General features: G+C 59.9%; 15 protein-coding genes and 2 tRNA genes. 10 read left to right on the plus strand and 7 right to left on the minus strand.

Annotated features, from left to right (window positions below; all coding sequences use genetic code 11):
- Positions 1 to 76: 76 nt before the first annotated feature.
- The 4 genes from BLU46_RS25880 to BLU46_RS25895 all read left to right on the plus strand — a co-directional run bounded on the left by BLU46_RS25880 (position 77) and on the right by BLU46_RS25895 (position 3,261).
- Complete coding sequence (locus BLU46_RS25880) at positions 77 to 736, plus strand: transglutaminase-like domain-containing protein (RefSeq protein WP_063028277.1); 660 nt, start codon at positions 77 to 79, stop codon at positions 734 to 736.
- A 57-nt stretch (positions 737 to 793) separates the two neighbouring features.
- Entirely contained in the window at positions 794 to 1,417 is a 624-nt protein-coding gene (locus BLU46_RS25885) for a glutathione S-transferase family protein (protein ID WP_063028279.1), read from the plus strand.
- A 135-nt stretch (positions 1,418 to 1,552) separates the two neighbouring features.
- Positions 1,553 to 2,485, plus strand: a complete 933-nt coding sequence (locus BLU46_RS25890) for an ABC transporter ATP-binding protein (protein WP_017480239.1) — start codon at positions 1,553 to 1,555, stop codon at positions 2,483 to 2,485.
- Positions 2,482 to 3,261: an ABC transporter permease gene (locus BLU46_RS25895; protein ID WP_003217229.1), complete on the plus strand. Its 780-nt coding sequence runs from the start codon at positions 2,482 to 2,484 to the stop codon at positions 3,259 to 3,261. Before BLU46_RS25890 ends, BLU46_RS25895 begins: the two co-directional genes overlap by 4 nt.
- Positions 3,262 to 4,159: 898 nt before the next feature.
- Here BLU46_RS25895 and BLU46_RS25910 read toward each other — a convergent pair.
- Complete coding sequence (locus BLU46_RS25910) at positions 4,160 to 4,705, minus strand: TetR/AcrR family transcriptional regulator (RefSeq protein WP_093207636.1); 546 nt, start codon at positions 4,703 to 4,705, stop codon at positions 4,160 to 4,162.
- Between the two features lie 91 nt (positions 4,706 to 4,796).
- Between BLU46_RS25910 and BLU46_RS25915 the strand changes: the two genes are divergently transcribed.
- From BLU46_RS25915 to BLU46_RS25930, 4 genes are all read left to right on the plus strand, one after another.
- Positions 4,797 to 5,990 carry an MFS transporter gene (locus tag BLU46_RS25915; protein WP_093207638.1) on the plus strand — a complete coding sequence of 398 codons (1,194 nt, stop codon included), beginning with the start codon at positions 4,797 to 4,799 and terminating at the stop codon, positions 5,988 to 5,990.
- A gap of 41 nt (positions 5,991 to 6,031) precedes the next feature.
- Positions 6,032 to 6,343 carry a cupin domain-containing protein gene (locus BLU46_RS25920; RefSeq protein ID WP_093207641.1) on the plus strand — a complete coding sequence of 104 codons (312 nt, stop codon included), beginning with the start codon at positions 6,032 to 6,034 and terminating at the stop codon, positions 6,341 to 6,343.
- A 106-nt stretch (positions 6,344 to 6,449) separates the two neighbouring features.
- Positions 6,450 to 7,607, plus strand: coding sequence for a TDT family transporter (locus BLU46_RS25925; RefSeq protein ID WP_093207644.1), 1,158 nt, complete (start codon positions 6,450 to 6,452; stop codon positions 7,605 to 7,607).
- Positions 7,608 to 7,676: 69 nt separating this feature from the next.
- The gene (locus tag BLU46_RS25930) at positions 7,677 to 9,551 is read left to right on the plus strand and encodes an MFS transporter (RefSeq protein ID WP_093207647.1); all 1,875 of its coding nucleotides are present in this window, start codon (positions 7,677 to 7,679) and stop codon (positions 9,549 to 9,551) included.
- A 102-nt stretch (positions 9,552 to 9,653) separates the two neighbouring features.
- Here BLU46_RS25930 and sugE read toward each other — a convergent pair whose 3' ends face one another.
- The 3 genes from sugE to rdgC all read right to left on the minus strand — a co-directional run bounded on the left by sugE (position 9,654) and on the right by rdgC (position 12,116).
- Positions 9,654 to 9,968 carry a quaternary ammonium compound efflux SMR transporter SugE gene (sugE, locus tag BLU46_RS25935; protein ID WP_003190128.1) on the minus strand — a complete coding sequence of 105 codons (315 nt, stop codon included), beginning with the start codon at positions 9,966 to 9,968 and terminating at the stop codon, positions 9,654 to 9,656.
- A 105-nt stretch (positions 9,969 to 10,073) separates the two neighbouring features.
- Positions 10,074 to 11,039 (minus strand): bile acid:sodium symporter family protein, encoded by a 966-nt coding sequence (locus tag BLU46_RS25940; RefSeq protein WP_063028291.1) that lies wholly within the window; start codon positions 11,037 to 11,039, stop codon positions 10,074 to 10,076.
- 156 nt (positions 11,040 to 11,195) lie between these two features.
- The gene (rdgC, locus tag BLU46_RS25945) at positions 11,196 to 12,116 is read right to left on the minus strand and encodes a recombination-associated protein RdgC (protein WP_008430455.1); all 921 of its coding nucleotides are present in this window, start codon (positions 12,114 to 12,116) and stop codon (positions 11,196 to 11,198) included.
- A 161-nt stretch (positions 12,117 to 12,277) separates the two neighbouring features.
- Here rdgC and BLU46_RS25950 point away from each other — a divergent pair.
- Together BLU46_RS25950 and BLU46_RS25955 are read left to right on the plus strand one after the other, a co-directional pair.
- Positions 12,278 to 12,353: transfer RNA gene (locus tag BLU46_RS25950), tRNA-Val, on the plus strand.
- A 20-nt stretch (positions 12,354 to 12,373) separates the two neighbouring features.
- A tRNA-Asp gene (locus BLU46_RS25955) sits at positions 12,374 to 12,450 on the plus strand.
- Between the two features lie 147 nt (positions 12,451 to 12,597).
- Here BLU46_RS25955 and BLU46_RS25960 read toward each other — a convergent pair.
- From BLU46_RS25960 to BLU46_RS25970, 3 genes are all read right to left on the minus strand, one after another.
- Entirely contained in the window at positions 12,598 to 15,021 is a 2,424-nt protein-coding gene (locus tag BLU46_RS25960; protein WP_093207650.1) for a TonB-dependent siderophore receptor, read from the minus strand.
- A gap of 77 nt (positions 15,022 to 15,098) precedes the next feature.
- Entirely contained in the window at positions 15,099 to 16,079 is a 981-nt protein-coding gene (locus tag BLU46_RS25965) for a FecR family protein (RefSeq protein WP_093207653.1), read from the minus strand.
- Between the two features lie 7 nt (positions 16,080 to 16,086).
- Positions 16,087 to 16,605, minus strand: a complete 519-nt coding sequence (locus tag BLU46_RS25970; RefSeq protein WP_093207656.1) for a sigma-70 family RNA polymerase sigma factor — start codon at positions 16,603 to 16,605, stop codon at positions 16,087 to 16,089.
- Positions 16,606 to 16,693: the final 88 nt, after the last annotated feature.

The raw sequence follows: 16,693 nt of genomic DNA on the forward strand, positions 1-16,693 counted from the left end.
GACATTTGGCCGAATCGTCGTTATCCCAGGTGCAGGCCTGTGGTTAGACTCAAGGCTTGCCTCGGAGATTAACCTCATGAATGCGTACTTGAATCCCGGCCGCTTCATCGATAGTGACCACCCTGCGGTGGTGGAGTTCGCCGAAAAACATCGCGGTTCGAGTGCCGCGCTCAGTGACCAGGCAGTCAGTCTTTACTACGCTGTGCGCGAGGCGGTGCGCTACAACCCTTACACCTTCAGCCGTGACCCGCAAACCCTCAGCGGCAGCTTCGCCCTGGCGGCCGGCGAGAGTTATTGCGTGCCCAAGGCGACGCTATTGGCGGCGTGCGCAAGGCACTGTGGCATTCCGGCACGCATCGGCCTGGCCGACGTGCGCAACCACCTCTCGACGCCCCGTTTGATCGAGCTGCTCAGAAGTGACGTATTTGCCATGCACGGCTACACCGAGCTGTATCTGGATGGCCGTTGGGTCAAGGCCACGCCCGCATTCAACCAGCAACTGTGTGAACTGTTCGACGTGCCACCCCTGGAGTTCGACGGCATCCACGACAGTGTTTTCCACGCCTTCAACCGCAAGGGCCAGCGTTCCATGGAGTACGTGGTGGACCATGGGCAATTCGCCGAAGTGCCCGAGGAATTCTTCTTCGCTCACATTCAGAAATGTTACCCGCACCTGTTTGGCGAGCAGATGCCGATCCTGTTGGGCGACATGCAGAGTGATTTAAGCCGGGCGTGATCCGGCGTATGCTGCCTCGGCATTCATCCAACCATCTTTTTCAAAATCGGGGCGGTCATGCTGAAAATCTGGGGTCGTAAAAATTCGTCAAACGTCAGGAAAGCACTGTGGTGCGCCGAGGAGCTCGGCCTGGACTATGAGGCAATTGATGCGGGCGGGGCTTTTGGTGTGGTCGACACGCCGCAATACCGCGCGCTGAACCCCAATGGCCGCGTGCCGATGATTGAAGATGGCGACTTTGTGCTCTGGGAGTCCAACACCATCGTGCGCTATCTGGCCGCCAGGCATGCGTCGGATTCGAACTGGTACCCGAGCGACCTGCAAGCCCGCGCCAACGCCGAAAAGTGGATGGACTGGACCACCTCGACCCTCGCCGACCCTTTCAGGACTGTGTTCTGGGGCGTACTTCGCACCCCTGCCGAAAAGCAGAACTGGGACACCATCAACGCCGGTCGCCAGGCTTGCATCGACGTATTGCAGACGGTGGATCAGGCCTTGGCGACGCAACCTTACCTCTCCGGCAAAGAGATCGGCATGGGTGATATTCCCTTGGGCTGTTTCATCTATGCCTGGTTCGAGATGCCCATCGAACGCCCGTCGATGCCGAACCTGGAGGCCTGGTACCAGCGCCTGCGCCAGCGTCCGGCCTATCAAAAAGCGGTCATGACCGCGTTGACCTGATACCCACTATTAATACGGGTGACTGTACTTGTGCGGCGCGGACAAGCACCATGCTTGTCACGCGCAGCCGTTGTATTCCGTGCGGTCCGCCCTCATGTAACAATTCTATTCCTCTTCTTTGGTGCGTAATCCGATATGAGTTCCGCTCTGTCCATCCGGCAGCTAACCAAAACCTACGGCAACGGTTTCCAGGCCCTGAGTGGTATCGATCTGGACGTTGCCGAAGGTGATTTCTTCGCCTTGCTCGGCCCTAACGGCGCCGGCAAATCCACCACCATCGGCATTCTCTCGACCCTGGTCAACAAGACCACCGGTACGGTGAACATCTTTGGCCACGACCTGGACAAATCCCCGGCGGCGCTCAAGCGCAGCATTGGCGTGGTGCCCCAGGAGTTCAACTTCAACCAGTTTGAAAAGACCTTCGACATCGTTGTGACCCAAGCCGGTTACTACGGCATCCCGCCGAAGATCGCCAAGGAGCGCGCCGAGCAATACCTCACCCAACTGGGGTTGTGGGACAAGCGCGACGTGCCTTCGCGCTCCCTGTCCGGCGGCATGAAGCGCCGCCTGATGATCGCCCGCGCCCTGGTTCACGAACCGCGCCTGCTGATCCTCGACGAACCGACGGCGGGTGTGGACATCGAACTGCGTCGCTCGATGTGGACCTTCCTCACCGAGCTGAACCAGAAAGGCATCACCATCATCCTCACCACTCACTACCTGGAAGAGGCTGAGCAACTGTGCCGCAACATCGGCATCATCGACCACGGCACCATCGTCGAAAACACCAGCATGCGTAACTTGCTGAGCCAGTTGCACGTCGAGACCTTCCTGCTCGACCTGAAAAACGACATGACGGTTGCGCCCCAGTTGATCGGTTACCCGAATCGCCTGGTGGACAGCCACACCCTGGAAGTCCAGGTGGATAAAGCCGTGGGCATCACCGCGTTGTTCGGCCAGTTGGCCACCCAGAACATCGAAGTGCTGAGCCTGCGTAACAAAACCAATCGCCTTGAGGAGTTGTTCGTGTCCCTGGTGGAGAAAAATCTGGCGAAGGTGGCGGTATGAGTTCGGAACTGCAACCCAACCTTGTCGCGCTGCAGACCATCGTCTACCGCGAAGTGAAGCGCTTCACCCGGATCTGGCCGCAGACCCTGCTGCCGCCGGCGATCACCATGGTTTTGTACTTTGTGATCTTCGGCAACCTGATTGGTCGGCAGATTGGTGATATGGGTGGCTTCACCTATATGGAGTACATCGTGCCGGGGTTGATCATGATGTCGGTGATTACCAACTCCTATGGCAACGTGGTGTCGAGTTTCTTTGGCAGCAAGTTCCAGCGGTCCATCGAGGAATTGATGGTGTCGCCGGTGTCGCCCCATACGATTCTGATCGGCTACACCCTGGGCGGCGTGCTGCGTGGGTTGATGGTCGGGGTGATTGTGACGCTGCTGTCGTTGTTCTTTACCCATTTGCAGGTGCATCACCTGGGGATCACCTTGCTGGTGGTGGTGCTGACGGCGACGATCTTTTCGTTGCTGGGGTTCATCAACGCGGTGTTTGCGCGCAACTTTGATGATATTTCGATTATTCCGACCTTTGTGCTGACGCCGTTGACGTACCTGGGTGGGGTGTTTTATTCGATCACCTTGCTGCCGCCGTTCTGGCAGACGGTGTCGTTGGCTAACCCGGTTTTGCATATGGTTAACGCGTTTCGCTATGGCATCTTGGGCGTTTCGGATATCAAGATCAGTGTGGCGATCACGTTTATGCTGGTGGCGACGGTGGTGCTGTATGTGGGGTGCGCGCGGTTGCTGGTGAGTGGGCGTGGGATGCGCACCTAAGCGTTTAGATGTAATGAGAAACGGCCTCCAGATGAGGCCGTTTTTTTGGGATTTTGGGGGGGAGTACATATCCGTTATTTAGGTAACGGCTACTTATGGTTCCGCTCTTACAGCGGGTCACTTTTGGCAAACGCCCCAAAAGTAACCAAAAGGTCTTTGCCCCACCACTCGGTGCCTCGCCTAGGCTCGGCATGCCCGCACTCCGGCCCGGTTCCGCGGGCCGCCGCGACGGGCCATCCATGGCCCGGCGCGGCTAAATCGGCATCCCTGCCGATTTACCCGCTCCACCGTGCCTACTTGCGGCCATCGTGGTTGACGGGGCCCGAAGATCAAAATCAAAAGCAGATCAAAAGCAGAGCACAGCGGCCTACCGGCCGGCTTGAGTGTTAGAAGCCAGATCAAAAGCCAGAGCCAGAGCGAAAGCAGCTCTGCTTTTCTGTGGGAGCTGGCTTGCCTGCGATGCAGACACCTCGGTGCATCAGGTACACCCAGTTGATGCTATCGCAGGCAAGCCAGCTCCCACATTTGACCGTGCCCGCTTTAGCTTTTGATTTTGCTCTTCAACACTCAAGCCGGCCGGGAGGCCGCTGTGCTCTTGATCTGCTTTTGATCTTGATCTTAGGCGCCCCATTAAACCACGCTGGCCGAACGCAGGCTTTGGAGCGTGGGTAACCCGGCAGGACGCCGGGTTAGCCGTCCTGGGCCATGGATGGCCCATGACGGCGGCCCACGGTCCAAAGCCGGAGTGAGGGCACACCGAGCCTAGGCGAGGTGCCGAGTGGTGGGGCAAGAGCGTTTTGCTTACTTTTGCGCTGTTCAAAAGTGAGCCGCTGTAAGAGCGGAACCATAGGCGGCTGTTACCGCAGCAACGGATATACACCCAAACCCACAACCCACCTCACCCCCGCAAAGCCAACTCAATCAACTCATGCAGCTCTTCAATCTCCAACGGCGCAGTAGAAAACAAACTGCGAAACACGGTGGGCGCGACGATCAGATTGATCAGCCGATCCACGCTGGGGGCAGTTTCAGCATCGCCCGGATAGCGATCCAGGATCGTCTCCAACTGCCCGGTGAGAATCCCCACGCAATACCCCGGCGCCTGACTGCATTGCACATCGCGCATCATCTCCCGGCCAAGATCCGAACTCATCTCATCGCGATACTGCTCACCCCAAGCCCGCAAGTCTCCGCGCAGGCTGCCAGTGTTAGCCGGCTCACTGTCCGGCCGCAGGCGAGCCATGGCGACATCCGCCAACAACGCAGCAAGGTCACCCCAACGGCGGTAGATAGTCGAAGGCGTGACCCCGGCGCGCGTCGCTATCTGCGGCACGGTCACGCTGGAACGGTCCTGCTCTTCGAGCAATTCGCGCACAGCCGAATGCACTGATTCCTGAACCCGGGCACTACGGCCCCCCGGGCGGAGCCCTTCTTTTATCGCCATGCGTAAAACCTTAACACAAAGAATTTGCTTTAAGCGCCATCCAGTAGCACACTCCGCAAAAGCAAAATATTAGCTTTAGCGGAGCGTGCCCATGTCCAGCGTTACTTCCCATCGTTCCAGCCTGGTGTTCCTCGCGATCACCTTGCTCACGTTCCTCGCCGCCTCCAGCGCGCCGACGCCGTTGTACCACCTCTATCAGGAAGGCCTGCATTTTTCGGCAGCAATGCTGACCCTGGTATTCGGCATCTACGCCTTGAGCCTGCTGGCTGCCCTGCTGACCGTGGGTTCTCTGTCGGACCATCTGGGGCGCAAGCCGGTGATTTTTGCCGCGCTGCTCCTCGATATGCTGGCGATGCTGCTGTTTATCAATGCCGACAGCGTCGGCTGGCTGATTGCCGCCCGCACGGTACAAGGCTTTGCCACCGGCATGGCCACCGCCGTATTGGGCGCTGCGCTGCTCGACACTGACCGCCAGCAAGGTCCGTTGATCAACAGCGTAGCGCCTTTGTTGGGCATGGCCTGTGGCGCCATGGGTTGCAGCCTGCTGGTGGAGTTCGCGCCGATGCCGACCACGTTGATTTATTGGACCCTGCTCGTGTTGATGATCCTCCAGGCGTTGTACGTCTGGCGCCTGCCGGAAACAGTCAGCCGGATGCCTGGCGCGCTGGCCTCGCTGTGGCCTACCTTGCATGTGCCACCCCAGGCGCGTCGTGCGTTGTGGATCTCATTGCCGGTGGATGTAGCGGTGTGGGCCATGGGCGGCTTTTACCTGTCCCTGGCGCCCTCGCTGGTACGAGCGGCCACCGGGTCCACCTCGAACCTGATTGGCGGCGGGCTGGTCGCGGTGTTGACGCTGAGCGGTGCGGTGATGATTTTCAGCCTGCGCAACCGCCCGGCGGACAAGGTCCTGCGGTTGGGCGCCGTGCTGCTGGCGGTGGGTGTCGCGCTGATCCTCACGGCCGTCCACAGCGCCAGCCTGCCGCTGTTTTTCATTGCCACACTGATCGCCGGCGGCGGCTTCGGCTCGGGGTTCCTCGGCGCACTGCGCAGCGTTTTACCGTTGGCCTTGCCCCATGAGCGAGCGGGTTTGATGTCAGCGTTCTATGTGCTGAGTTACCTGGCGTTCTGCGTGCCGTCGTTGTTGGCGGGCAACTTGACGCGCACCTTCGGTTTGATCGCCACCACCGACGGTTACGGCGTGGTGCTGATCGTATTGGCGCTCGGCGCGTTGGTGGCGTTGCTATTGCAGGATTTGGCGCGGAGCAGGGCGACGGCGGGTAATTGATTCGGTAATAATTCGCCACCCGTACGCCTTGGGATTCACACATGAAGATCATCCGCAGCAAGGACTTCATCGGCAGCCGCGCCTGGGAGGCGCTGGACATCGCTAACATGAAAGGCATCACCACCCGGTTGCACTGGACCGACCAGCCGTACCGCTGGCACGTGAATGACGGGGAGGAGGTGTTCGTGGTGCTCGATGGCCAGGTGCAGATGCACTACCGCGAAAACGGCACCGAGCAGATGGCGTTACTGCACGTCGGTGACATCTTCTATGCCAGCGTCGGAACCGAGCATGTGGCCCATCCACAGGGGGCCGCGCGGATTCTGGTGATTGAATCCGAAGGCAGCGTTTAATCGTATATCTACAAAACAGATAACAGTTAGAGATATTACCCGTTATATAGATATTCGATTCGGTTCTACCATGGTCTCAACCTCATGCGAGGAAGAGGAATACACCATGACTTGCCCGAATACGCTTCACAGCAGCAGCTTGAAACCCTTCAGTCACCTGGCCCGTCCCCGGGAAGTGATTCGCCAGTTCACCCCCAACTGGTTTGCCGCCACCATGGGCACCGGGGTGCTGGCGTTGGCGCTGGCGCAATTGCCGGTCAACCTGCCGGGGCTGCACGCCGTGGCCGAGGGGCTGTGGCTGTTTACCATCGGCCTGTTTGTGTTGTTCAGCGTGCTGTACGCAGCGCGCTGGGTGATGTTCTTCCACGAGGCGCGGTGTATTTTTGGGCACTCCACGGTGTCGATGTTCTTCGGCACCATTCCCATGGGCCTGGCGACCATTATTAACGGCTTCCTGGTGTTCGGCCTGCCGCGCTGGGGTGATGGCGTGGTGCAACTGGCCGAAGTGCTGTGGTGGCTGGACGTGGCGATGGCCCTGGCCTGCGGGGTGTTGATCCCGTTCATGATGTTCACCCGCCAGGAACACAGCATCGACCAGATGACCGCCGTTTGGCTGCTGCCGGTGGTGGCCGCTGAAGTCGCCGCCGCCAGCGGTGGCCTGCTGGCGCCGCACCTGGCCGATGCCCATTCGCAACTGGTGATGCTGGTGACCAGCTACGTTTTATGGGCGTTTTCCCTGCCGGTGGCGTTCAGCATCCTGACCATCCTGATGCTGCGCATGGCCCTGCACAAACTGCCCCACGCCAATATGGCCGCGTCGAGCTGGCTGGCCCTCGGCCCCATCGGTACCGGCGCCCTGGGCATGTTGGTGCTGGGCAGTGATGCACCGGCCATCTTTGCGGCAAATGGCTTGCCCGGCGTCGGCGAGATGGCCAACGGCATCGGCCTGGTGGCGGGGATCACCCTGTGGGGCTTCGGCTTGTGGTGGATGCTGATCGCGGTGCTGATCACCGTGCGTTACCTGCGGGCCGGCATTCCGTTCAACCTTGGCTGGTGGGGCTTCACCTTCCCATTGGGTGTGTACTCGCTGGCCACGCTGAAACTGGCGAGCACCTTGCACCTGGGCTTTTTCAGCATCGTCGGCAGTGTGCTGGTGGCAGCGTTGGCCTTGATGTGGCTGATCGTTGCCAAGCGCACGGTGCAAGGTGCCTATAAAGGTGAGCTTTTTGTATCGCCGTGCATTGCAGGACTAGCGAATAAGTAAGCAGGATTAGGTAAAGTCGTGGCCTGGAAAAACCAATAACAGTCTTCAGGCCACGCAGGAACACGGACGATGAGCCACCCCTCGCAATTCACTTTGCTGCGCAAACGGCGCTTCCTGCCGTTCTTCATTACCCAGTCCCTTGGGGCGTTCAACGACAACATCTTCAAGCAGTCGTTGATCCTGGCGATTCTCTACAAGCTGACCATCGACGGTGATCGTTCGATCTGGGTCAACCTCTGCGCCTTGCTGTTTATCCTGCCGTTCTTCCTGTTCTCGGCCCTGGCCGGGCAGTTTGGCGAGAAGTTCAACAAGGACGCGCTGATCCGGGTGATCAAGATCGGCGAGATCGTGATCATGTCCGTCGGCGCGGTGGGCTTCATGTTCAACCACCTGGAACTGATGCTGCTGGCGCTGTTTGCCATGGGTACGCACTCGGCGCTGTTCGGGCCGGTGAAGTACTCGATCATGCCCCAGGCCCTGCACGAAGATGAGCTGGTGGGCGGCAACGGTCTGGTGGAGATGGGCACGTTCCTCGCCATCCTGGCCGGCACCATCGGCGCCGGGATCATGATGTCTTCCACCCATTACGCGCCGGTGGTTTCCACCGCCATCGTCGGCATCGCGGTGCTGGGTTACCTGGCCAGCCGCAGCATTCCGCGCGCGGCTGCGTCCAGCCCAGAGATGCGCCTGAACTGGAACATCTTCAGCCAGTCCTGGGCCACCCTCAAGCTGGGCCTCGGGCAGACGCCGGCGGTGTCGCGCTCGATTGTCGGCAACTCGTGGTTCTGGTTTGTCGGCGCGATCTACCTGACGCAAATCCCGGCCTACGCCAAGGAGTGGATGTACGGCGACGAGACCGTGGTTACGCTGATCCTCACGGTGTTCTCGGTGGGCATCGCTCTGGGTTCGATGCTGTGCGAGAAGCTCTCCGGGCGCAAAGTCGAGATCGGCCTGGTGCCGTTCGGCTCGTTCGGTTTGACCGTGTTCGGCCTGCTGCTGTGGTGGCATTCCGGCGGGTTCCCGCAGAACGTCCAGGCCAACGACTGGATCGCGGTGCTGAGCTACGGCCAGGCGTGGTGGGTGTTGTTCGATATCCTCGGCCTCGGCGTATTCGGCGGCTTCTATATCGTGCCGCTGTACGCACTGATCCAGTCGCGTACCGCCGAGAACGAACGGGCGCGGGTGATCGCGGCCAACAACATTCTCAATGCGTTGTTCATGGTGGTCTCGGCGATTGTGTCGATCGTCTTGCTGAGCATGGCCAAGCTGACGATCCCCGAGCTGTTCCTGGTGGTGTCGCTGCTGAACATCGCGGTCAACGCCTACATCTTCAAGATCGTGCCCGAGTTCACCATGCGTTTCATGATCTGGCTGCTCGGCCACTCCATGTACCGGGTCGAGCATAAAAACCTTGAGCTGATTCCGGACGAGGGCGCGGCATTGCTGGTGTGCAATCACGTGTCGTTTGTCGACGCGCTGTTGATTGCCGGTTCGGTGCGTCGGCCGATTCGCTTTGTCATGTACTACAAGATCTACAACTTGCCGGTGCTGAACTTTATCTTCCGCACTGCCGGGGCGATTCCGATTGCCGGGCGGCATGAGGACATCCAGATCTACGAAAAGGCGTTCCAGCGGATTGCCCACTACTTGAAAGACGGTGAACTGGTGTGCATCTTTCCGGAAGGCAAATTGACCTCCGATGGCGAGATGAACGAGTTCCGCGGTGGGGTGACGCGAATTCTTGAAGAGACGCCGGTGCCAGTGATTCCGATGGCGTTGCAGGGGCTGTGGGGGAGTTTCTTCAGTCGCGATCCGAACAAGGGCTTCTTTCACCGGATCTGGTCGCGGGTGACCTTGGTGGCCGGCGCGCCGGTGACGGTAGAGGCGGCGACGCCCGAGGCGTTGCATGGGGTGGTGGGGGAATTGCGCGGGAGTGTCAGGTAGTTTTTTGGTGTATTTGAGGGCCTCTTCGCGAGCAAGCCCGCTCCCACACTTGGAACGCATTCCAAATGTGGGAGCGGGCTTGCTCGCGAAGGCGGTAGTGGCCTAAGCGCTGATCTTGAGCCCAATAAGCCCGCAGATAATCAACGCCACACTGGCCAGGCGAAACAACGCCATGGACTCCCCGAACAGGATAATCCCGGCAATCACCGTGCCCACCGCACCGACTCCGGTCCAGATGGCATAGGCGGTGCCCAGTGGCAGTTCCTTCATGGCCAGCCCCAGTAGCCCGAGGCTGACGGCCATGGCGGCAATCGTCAGGGCCGTGGGCAGTGGCTTGCTGAAACCGTCGGTGTACTTCAGTCCGACGGCCCAGCCGACTTCAAACAGTCCGGCAAAAAACAGAATGATCCAGGACATGATGACCTCCCTTCTTAGGTGGGGTCGTCCCCTGATTAATCGCACGATAGCGTCGCGAGGTCGTCCCCGCGAAGCCCGGTAGAGTGCCGAATATTGATCAGGTGATCAAGTTTCTGACTTGCTCGCCAACAGTTCGCGATCTTCCTTTTCGCTCATCCGCCGGAAGTACGTCGCCAACAACGCCCCGGAAATATTGTGCCAGACGCTGAACAGCGCACTCGGCACCGCCGCCAGTGGCGAGAAATGCGCGCTTGCCAAGGCGGCGCCCAAGCCGGAGTTCTGCATGCCCACTTCCAGCGCCAGGGATTTGCGTTGCGCCAGTGGCAGGCCGAACACGCGGCCGGTGAAGTAACCCAGCAGGAAACCAAAGGTGTTATGCAGGATCACCACCGCCATGATCAGCAGGCCCGACTCGGCAATCTTCGCCTGGCTGGCCGCCACCACGGCGGCGACGATCGCCACGATGCTGATCACCGACACCAGCGGCAACACCTCCACCGCGTGCCGTACCCGGGCGCCCAGCAACCGCTGCGCCACCACTCCGAGCACGATCGGTAACAGCACCACTTGCAGAATCGACCAGAACAACTCCATGAACGACACCGGCAACCAGGCAGAGGCCAGCAGCCAGATCAGTGCGGGCGTCAGCAGCGGGGCGAGGAGGGTAGTGACGGCGGCGATGGCCACCGACAGCGCCAGGTCGCCCCGGGCCAGCCAGGTCATGACGTTGGAGGACGTACCGCTCGGGCAGCAGCCGACGAGGATTACGCCGACGGCAATTTCCGGCGGCAGGTGAAAGACCTGGCACAGCAGCCAGGCCACGCCGGGCATGATCACGAAGTGCGCGACCACACCCAATGCCACGCGCCACGGGTGGCGCGCGACTTCAGCGAAATCTTCAAGTTTGAGGGTCAGCCCCATGCCGAACATCACCAGGCCCAACAGCGGCACGATGGCGCCTTTCAGACCGATAAACCAGGCCGGTTGCAGGAACGCAACCACGGCAAAAATCAGCACCCAGTAGGCGAAGGTATTGCCGACGAAACGGCTCAAGGCGGCGAGTGCGCGCATGGGGTTGGTCCTTGTTATTAGAATGCTGGAAGTGCTAACCCGATCAACTGTGGGCGCTGGCTTGCCTGCGATAGCATCACCCGGGTTTAACTGATAAACCGAGGTGCCCGCATCGCAGGCAAGCCAGCTCCCACATTGACTGTGCCCACTTAAGACTTAGATGCCTTGTGGGGTTTCTTCGCCACCCAGTGCTTCCACCAACGCCGGCAGGAAGTCGCCAAACGTCAGCATCATCAGGGTAAAGCTGGCGTCCTGCTGGCCCAGCGCTTCGTCGCCGCCGTCCTGTTCCGCCTGATCCTGCAGCAGGTCTTCGAACTTCAGGCGCTTGACGGTCATCTTGTCGTCCAGCATGAAGGACAGCTTGTCCTGCCAGGCCAGGGACAACTGGGTCACGACTTTGCCGGTGGTCAGGTGCAGCTGGATCTCTTCGCCGGTCAGGTCCTGGCGCTTGCAGCGCACGATGCCGCCGTCTTCGTGGGTGTCGCGCAGTTCGCATTCGTCGAGGACGAAGAAGTCGTCGGCCGGTTTCTGGGTGGTGACCCAGTCGGTCATGATGGCGGTTGGCGCGGTTTTCACGGTCAGCGGACGTACCGGCAGGGTGCCGATCACTTCACGCAGGGTGGACAGCAGGTCTTCGGCCCGTTTCGGGCTGGCGGAGTTCACCAGGATCAGGCCCTGTTTCGGCGCGATGGCGGCGAAGGTCGACGAGCGACGGATGAACGCGCGCGGCAGGAAGGCCTGGATGATTTCATCCTTGATCTGGTCGCGTTCCTTTTTGTAGACCTTGCGCATTTGCTCGGCTTCGATCTCTTCGACCTTTTCCTTCACCGCGTCACGCACTACGCTGCCCGGCAGGATACGTTCTTCCTTGCGCGCAGCGATCAGCAGGAAATCACCGCTGACGTGCACCAGGGGCGCGTCTTCGCCTTTACCGAAAGGGGCGACGAAACCGTAAGTGGTCAACTCCTGGCTTGCACAAGGGCGCGCCAGTTTGGTGGCCAGTGCAGTTTCCAACGCCTCGGCATCAACAGGCAGATCTTGGGTCAGGCGATAGATAAGCAGGTTTTTGAACCACATGGGGTGAGTCTCTCCTTATATACAAAGGGGGGCATTATTCTCCTCATGGCGTCATAGGCCAACCCTCGCTAAGCCATTGGAAGGCCTGAAAAAAATTATTTAAGAAAGTGCTTGCCAGACCATGGGTCGCTCCGTAGAATGCGCGCCACACCGAAAGTGAAGGGTGATTAGCTCAGCTGGGAGAGCGTCTGCCTTACAAGCAGAATGTCGGCGGTTCGATCCCGTCATCACCCACCATTCGCTTTTTAGTGTTACGCGCAGCGGTAGTTCAGTCGGTTAGAATACCGGCCTGTCACGCCGGGGGTCGCGGGTTCGAGTCCCGTCCGCTGCGCCATATTCGGTCACCTGGAACGCTGAACGCCAGGTACCACGGAAAGCCCGCTCATTGAGCGGGCTTTTTGCTGTCTGGGGTTTGCCAAAACCACCAGTCTGAAAAACGCCCCCGATCATGTGCCGTGATCGGGGGCGTTTTTTATGGGGTTTAGAAATCCCAGCGGGTGGTGACCATGAAGTTACGTGGCTCGCCATAAGCGGCGGAGTTATAGAAGCCGATGTTGGTGTAGTAGGACTTGTCGAAGATGTTATTGACGTTCAGCGTCGCCGACACGTTCTTGGTGATCTGGTAGCGGGTCATCAGGTCCACCAGCCAGTATGCCTCCAGGGAAAACTCTTCATATCCGCCATGGGGAGTGTTGTAGATGTCCTGCCAGCCCACGCTCTGCCAGCGCACGCCACCACCGACGGTCAGCTTGTCCAGGTCGCCCTTGAGTTTATAGGTGGTGTACAGCTTGACCTGGTCTTCGGGCTCAAACGTTGAAATCTTCTGGTCCTGGTCGTCACGCACCACCTTGTGGGTGTAGCCGGCCTGAACCTGCCAGCCCGGGCTCAACTCGCCGGACACTTCCAGCTCATAGCCCTTGGTGACGGCCTTGGTGCCTTTGTAGGCGTAGTTCTGTGGTGTCGGTTTCAGGTTGTTGTAGTCATCGTCGGAAACGGCGCGGTTGTTTTCATGGATCTCGAAGTACGCCGCGCTGGCGTTCAGGCGTCCATCGAAGAAATCAGCCTTCATGCCCAGTTCGTAGTTTTGGCCTTCGTCCGGCTCCAGCAACTGGTTTTGCCGGTCGCGGTTGTAGTTTTCCTGGGGCATGAAGATATCGGTGTAGCTGGCATAGACCGAGTAGGTGTCATCCAGGTCGTAGACCACGCCGACGTACGGTACGAAGCGTCCGGTCTCGCGGTAGGACGGGTTGTTGCCGGTCAGGTGGTAATTAACCACGCGGCCACCGAGCAGCAGCTTCAGGTCGTCGGCCAGGTTCAGGCGCGTGGTCATGTAGGCGCCGGTCTGGCGAATGGTGTCGTCGGTATATTGCTGCGGCGCGCCCCAATCGGGTTGGGTGGCGTGGCCGTGCCAGTTATTGAAGTCCACCATGTTGGGGGTGAGGTTCCAGTAACCCTTGCCGTTCCAGTCCGAAATGCCGATGGACCCGCCCACCACCAGTTCATGCTCGCGGCCGCCCAGGCTGAACGGGCCGCTGGCATACAAGTCGGCGGAATCGCTGACGGTTTCCCCGGTGTATTTACCCGAGGTGATTTTGGCGGTGCCATCTGCCCGTGGCTCATCGCCCTGGATCGAGCCCATCAGCGCATGGTAGCCGTTGATCTTGTGATCCAGTTGCAACTTGGTGACCCAGCCATTACCCAAGTCATGCTCGAGCATGGCGAAGGCGGTGCGGGTGTATTGCTCCCAACTGCTCCAGTTGGCCGCGTTGTTGAAGGAGCGCTTTACGCTGTTGCGGTCGCCATTGGCGTTGATCAGCGGGAAGCTGCCGGACCAGCTCGAGGCGGTGGGCAGGCTGTCCTGATAGTCGCCGCCTACGGTCAGCATCGTGTCGGGGGACAGGTCGAATTCCATGATGCCGTAGTACACCGGGCTTTTGCGCGAGTAACGGTCCATGAACGAGCGCTTGTCCTGATACGCCGCGACGGCCCGGCCACGCACGTTGCCGCTTTCGGTCATCGGGCCGCTGACGTCCAGTTCGCTGCGATAGTTATCCCAGGAGCCCGCGCCGAGGCTGGCATGGCCCTGGAAATCAGCCGTAGGTTTCTTGCGCACCAGGTTGATCGTGGCACCCAGCGAACCGGCACCGGTCAGCAGGCCCGTGGCGCCTTTAAGCACTTCGACCCGATCATAGATCGCCATGTCGCTCAGGGTATTGCCCGCCGAATAGGCGACGTTGCGCGCGGTGGAAGGAATGCCGTCGTACTGGAAGTTGTTGATGGAGAAACCGCGGGCATAGTAGTTGGTGCGATCGGTGTCGAAGGCCGACACGGTAATGCCTGGGGTATGGCGCATCACGTCGTCGACGTTGTTCAGGCCGAAGTCATCCATGTGCTTGCGGGTGACGACGGTCACCGATTGCGGGGTTTCCTTGGGGGTCAACACCAGCCGCGTCGCAGTTGCGATGCTGCCTGGGGTGTAGGAATCAGTACCTTCGGTGACGTTGCCCAACTGGTTGGCGCTTACCTGCGTCGGGCCCAGTTCCATGGCGTCGGTAGCCGCGGGGTTAGCTTCCAGCGCGTACACCTGATCACCTTTGATCACGCGGTAGCCGCTGCCCTGTAACAGCCTGTCGAACCCTGCGTCCACGCTATAAGTGCCTTTCAGCCCTGGCCCATTCAGCCCTTGGAGGTTCTGGGACTGGAACACAATGGCCACCCCCGCTTGCTGGGCAAACTGGTTAAGTGTTGCGCCCAGCGGCCCTGCAGGTATGTCGTAGGCTTGGGCGGCAACGTTTACCGTGTCGGCCTGTGCCACGTGGATATTCAACAACGTCGTCGCGAGCAGTGTGAGGGTCAGCGGCGCGCTGCTCAGCAGGCGTCTGCGGGGTTTGGAAGGGAGCGGCATGACGATGGCAGTCCTTTAGTTATCGATATACCTTCCTTGACGGGTAGCTTTAAACAAAGCGGAAACAATTTGGATAATTATTTTTTGTTCTCGGTATCCGGGCTGACGATCATCAGCCACGGCGTAAAGGTTTTCAGCGTGATCGGCAGGGTTTGAGCCAGCATCTGCAAGGTGCGGTCGGTGTCATCCAGGGGAAGTACGGCCGAGACCTTGAGGTTCGCCAGTGCGGCTCGATCAAACTGCAAGCGGCCCGAACGGTGGCGGGCGATCTCATCCAACACTTCCGGCAACGGTCGGTTATCCACCACCAGTTGATGGCGGCGCCAGGTCCCATTGATGCTCGCCGTATCGATACTGCCGGAGAGACGCACGGCATCCTTGCTGAGCCGAGCCTGCGAGCCTGCGTCCACTTCCAGCGTCTGCTGGCCATTCGCGCTTTGGGCGGCAACGCGCGATTCGAGCATGCTCAGTACGGTGACATCACCTTCACGCCTGACCACAAACCGCGTACCCAGCGCACGCAGGGAGCCCTGGGCCGTCTGCACCACAAACGGACGGTCGCCATCGTGGGCCACTTCCACCAGGATCTCACCTTGCAGCAATTCGATGCGCCGCTGCCGGCTGTCGAAATGCAGGTTCGCCGCACTGATGCCGTTCAAGGTCAGCGTGGAGCCGTCCGCCAGGCGCAGGGTTTTCCATTCGCCGGGGCCGTTGTGTACATCGGCCATCCACTGTTGCGGGTAAGGGCTGTAGAGCAGCGCCGCGGCGGGAAGGGCCAGGCTGCAGGCCAATACCAACGCGCGGGCGTAATTTTTGCGGGCTTTCCCCTGCCGAGGAAAGGCCGCACTCAAGGCCGCCCGCGCCGGTGCTTTTTGCCCGCGCAGGGCCTGCATCCGCGCAATCACGTCTTCCATGCGCGCCGCTGAGGCTGCGTGCTGCGGTCCTTGCTGCTTCCAGCGCTCGAACGCCTGGCGCTGGGCCTCGCTCAATTCGCCTTCGTGCAGGCGAATCATCCATTCGGCGGCTTGTTCGTCGATCTGTTGGCGGGCGTCGGGCATGCGCGGCTCAGATGTCCACGCTGTGGCTGCAATGCAGCAGGGCCTGGATCAAATACTTGCGTACCGTACGCTCCGACAATTTCAGGTGGCGGGCGATTTGCTGCTGGGTCAGGTCTTCGAGGTAATACAGCACAAACGCCTGACGCACGTTGTCGTGCATGCCTTCAAGAATGAAAGCGATGTGCTCAAGGGCTTCCAGGGTGGTGTGGATCTGTTCCGGCGACTGGAAACCCTCCAGGGTTTCCACCGTCAGCATCAATTCCTGAAGATAGGCGTGCTCAATCTGCTTGCGCCGGGCCTGGTCGATGACCAGCCGCCTGGCGGTGGTGCTCAAATAGGCGCGGGGTTCGCGAATACTGGTCACCGACTCTCGTGCGTGCAAAATCCGCGCGAAGGTGTCCTGCGCCACGTCGGCGGCATTGTGGGTACAGCCCAGTTTTCGGCGCAACCAAGTGAACAGCCAGCCGTGATGCGCGCTGTATAGCTCGGTAATCTCCCGTTGGAATGGCGGTTCACCCACAGACATAAGGCGCGGTCCAGGTGTTATTGAGAATAATTGTTAATTGTGGGGCCAAGGCTTGTGCAAACGCAATAGACTCGCGTTTGCGCCCAAA

Source organism: Pseudomonas yamanorum (genome assembly GCF_900105735.1).
Taxonomy (GTDB): domain Bacteria; phylum Pseudomonadota; class Gammaproteobacteria; order Pseudomonadales; family Pseudomonadaceae; genus Aquipseudomonas; species Aquipseudomonas yamanorum.

Coding starts and splice junctions, on each gene's coding strand:
- BLU46_RS25960 (WP_093207650.1), bottom strand. CDS start 15,021: ATGCCGCTCCCTTCCAAACCCCGCAGACGCCTGCTGAGCAGCGCGCCG.
- BLU46_RS25895 (WP_003217229.1), top strand. CDS start 2,482: ATGAGTTCGGAACTGCAACCCAACCTTGTCGCGCTGCAGACCATCGTC.
- BLU46_RS25910 (WP_093207636.1), bottom strand. CDS start 4,705: ATGGCGATAAAAGAAGGGCTCCGCCCGGGGGGCCGTAGTGCCCGGGTT.
- BLU46_RS25890 (WP_017480239.1), top strand. CDS start 1,553: ATGAGTTCCGCTCTGTCCATCCGGCAGCTAACCAAAACCTACGGCAAC.
- BLU46_RS25885 (WP_063028279.1), top strand. CDS start 794: ATGCTGAAAATCTGGGGTCGTAAAAATTCGTCAAACGTCAGGAAAGCA.
- BLU46_RS25965 (WP_093207653.1), bottom strand. CDS start 16,079: ATGCCCGACGCCCGCCAACAGATCGACGAACAAGCCGCCGAATGGATG.
- BLU46_RS25940 (WP_063028291.1), bottom strand. CDS start 11,039: ATGCGCGCACTCGCCGCCTTGAGCCGTTTCGTCGGCAATACCTTCGCC.
- BLU46_RS25920 (WP_093207641.1), top strand. CDS start 6,032: ATGAAGATCATCCGCAGCAAGGACTTCATCGGCAGCCGCGCCTGGGAG.
- BLU46_RS25925 (WP_093207644.1), top strand. CDS start 6,450: ATGACTTGCCCGAATACGCTTCACAGCAGCAGCTTGAAACCCTTCAGT.
- BLU46_RS25930 (WP_093207647.1), top strand. CDS start 7,677: ATGAGCCACCCCTCGCAATTCACTTTGCTGCGCAAACGGCGCTTCCTG.
- BLU46_RS25970 (WP_093207656.1), bottom strand. CDS start 16,605: ATGTCTGTGGGTGAACCGCCATTCCAACGGGAGATTACCGAGCTATAC.
- BLU46_RS25915 (WP_093207638.1), top strand. CDS start 4,797: ATGTCCAGCGTTACTTCCCATCGTTCCAGCCTGGTGTTCCTCGCGATC.
- BLU46_RS25880 (WP_063028277.1), top strand. CDS start 77: ATGAATGCGTACTTGAATCCCGGCCGCTTCATCGATAGTGACCACCCT.
- sugE (WP_003190128.1), bottom strand. CDS start 9,968: ATGTCCTGGATCATTCTGTTTTTTGCCGGACTGTTTGAAGTCGGCTGG.
- rdgC (WP_008430455.1), bottom strand. CDS start 12,116: ATGTGGTTCAAAAACCTGCTTATCTATCGCCTGACCCAAGATCTGCCT.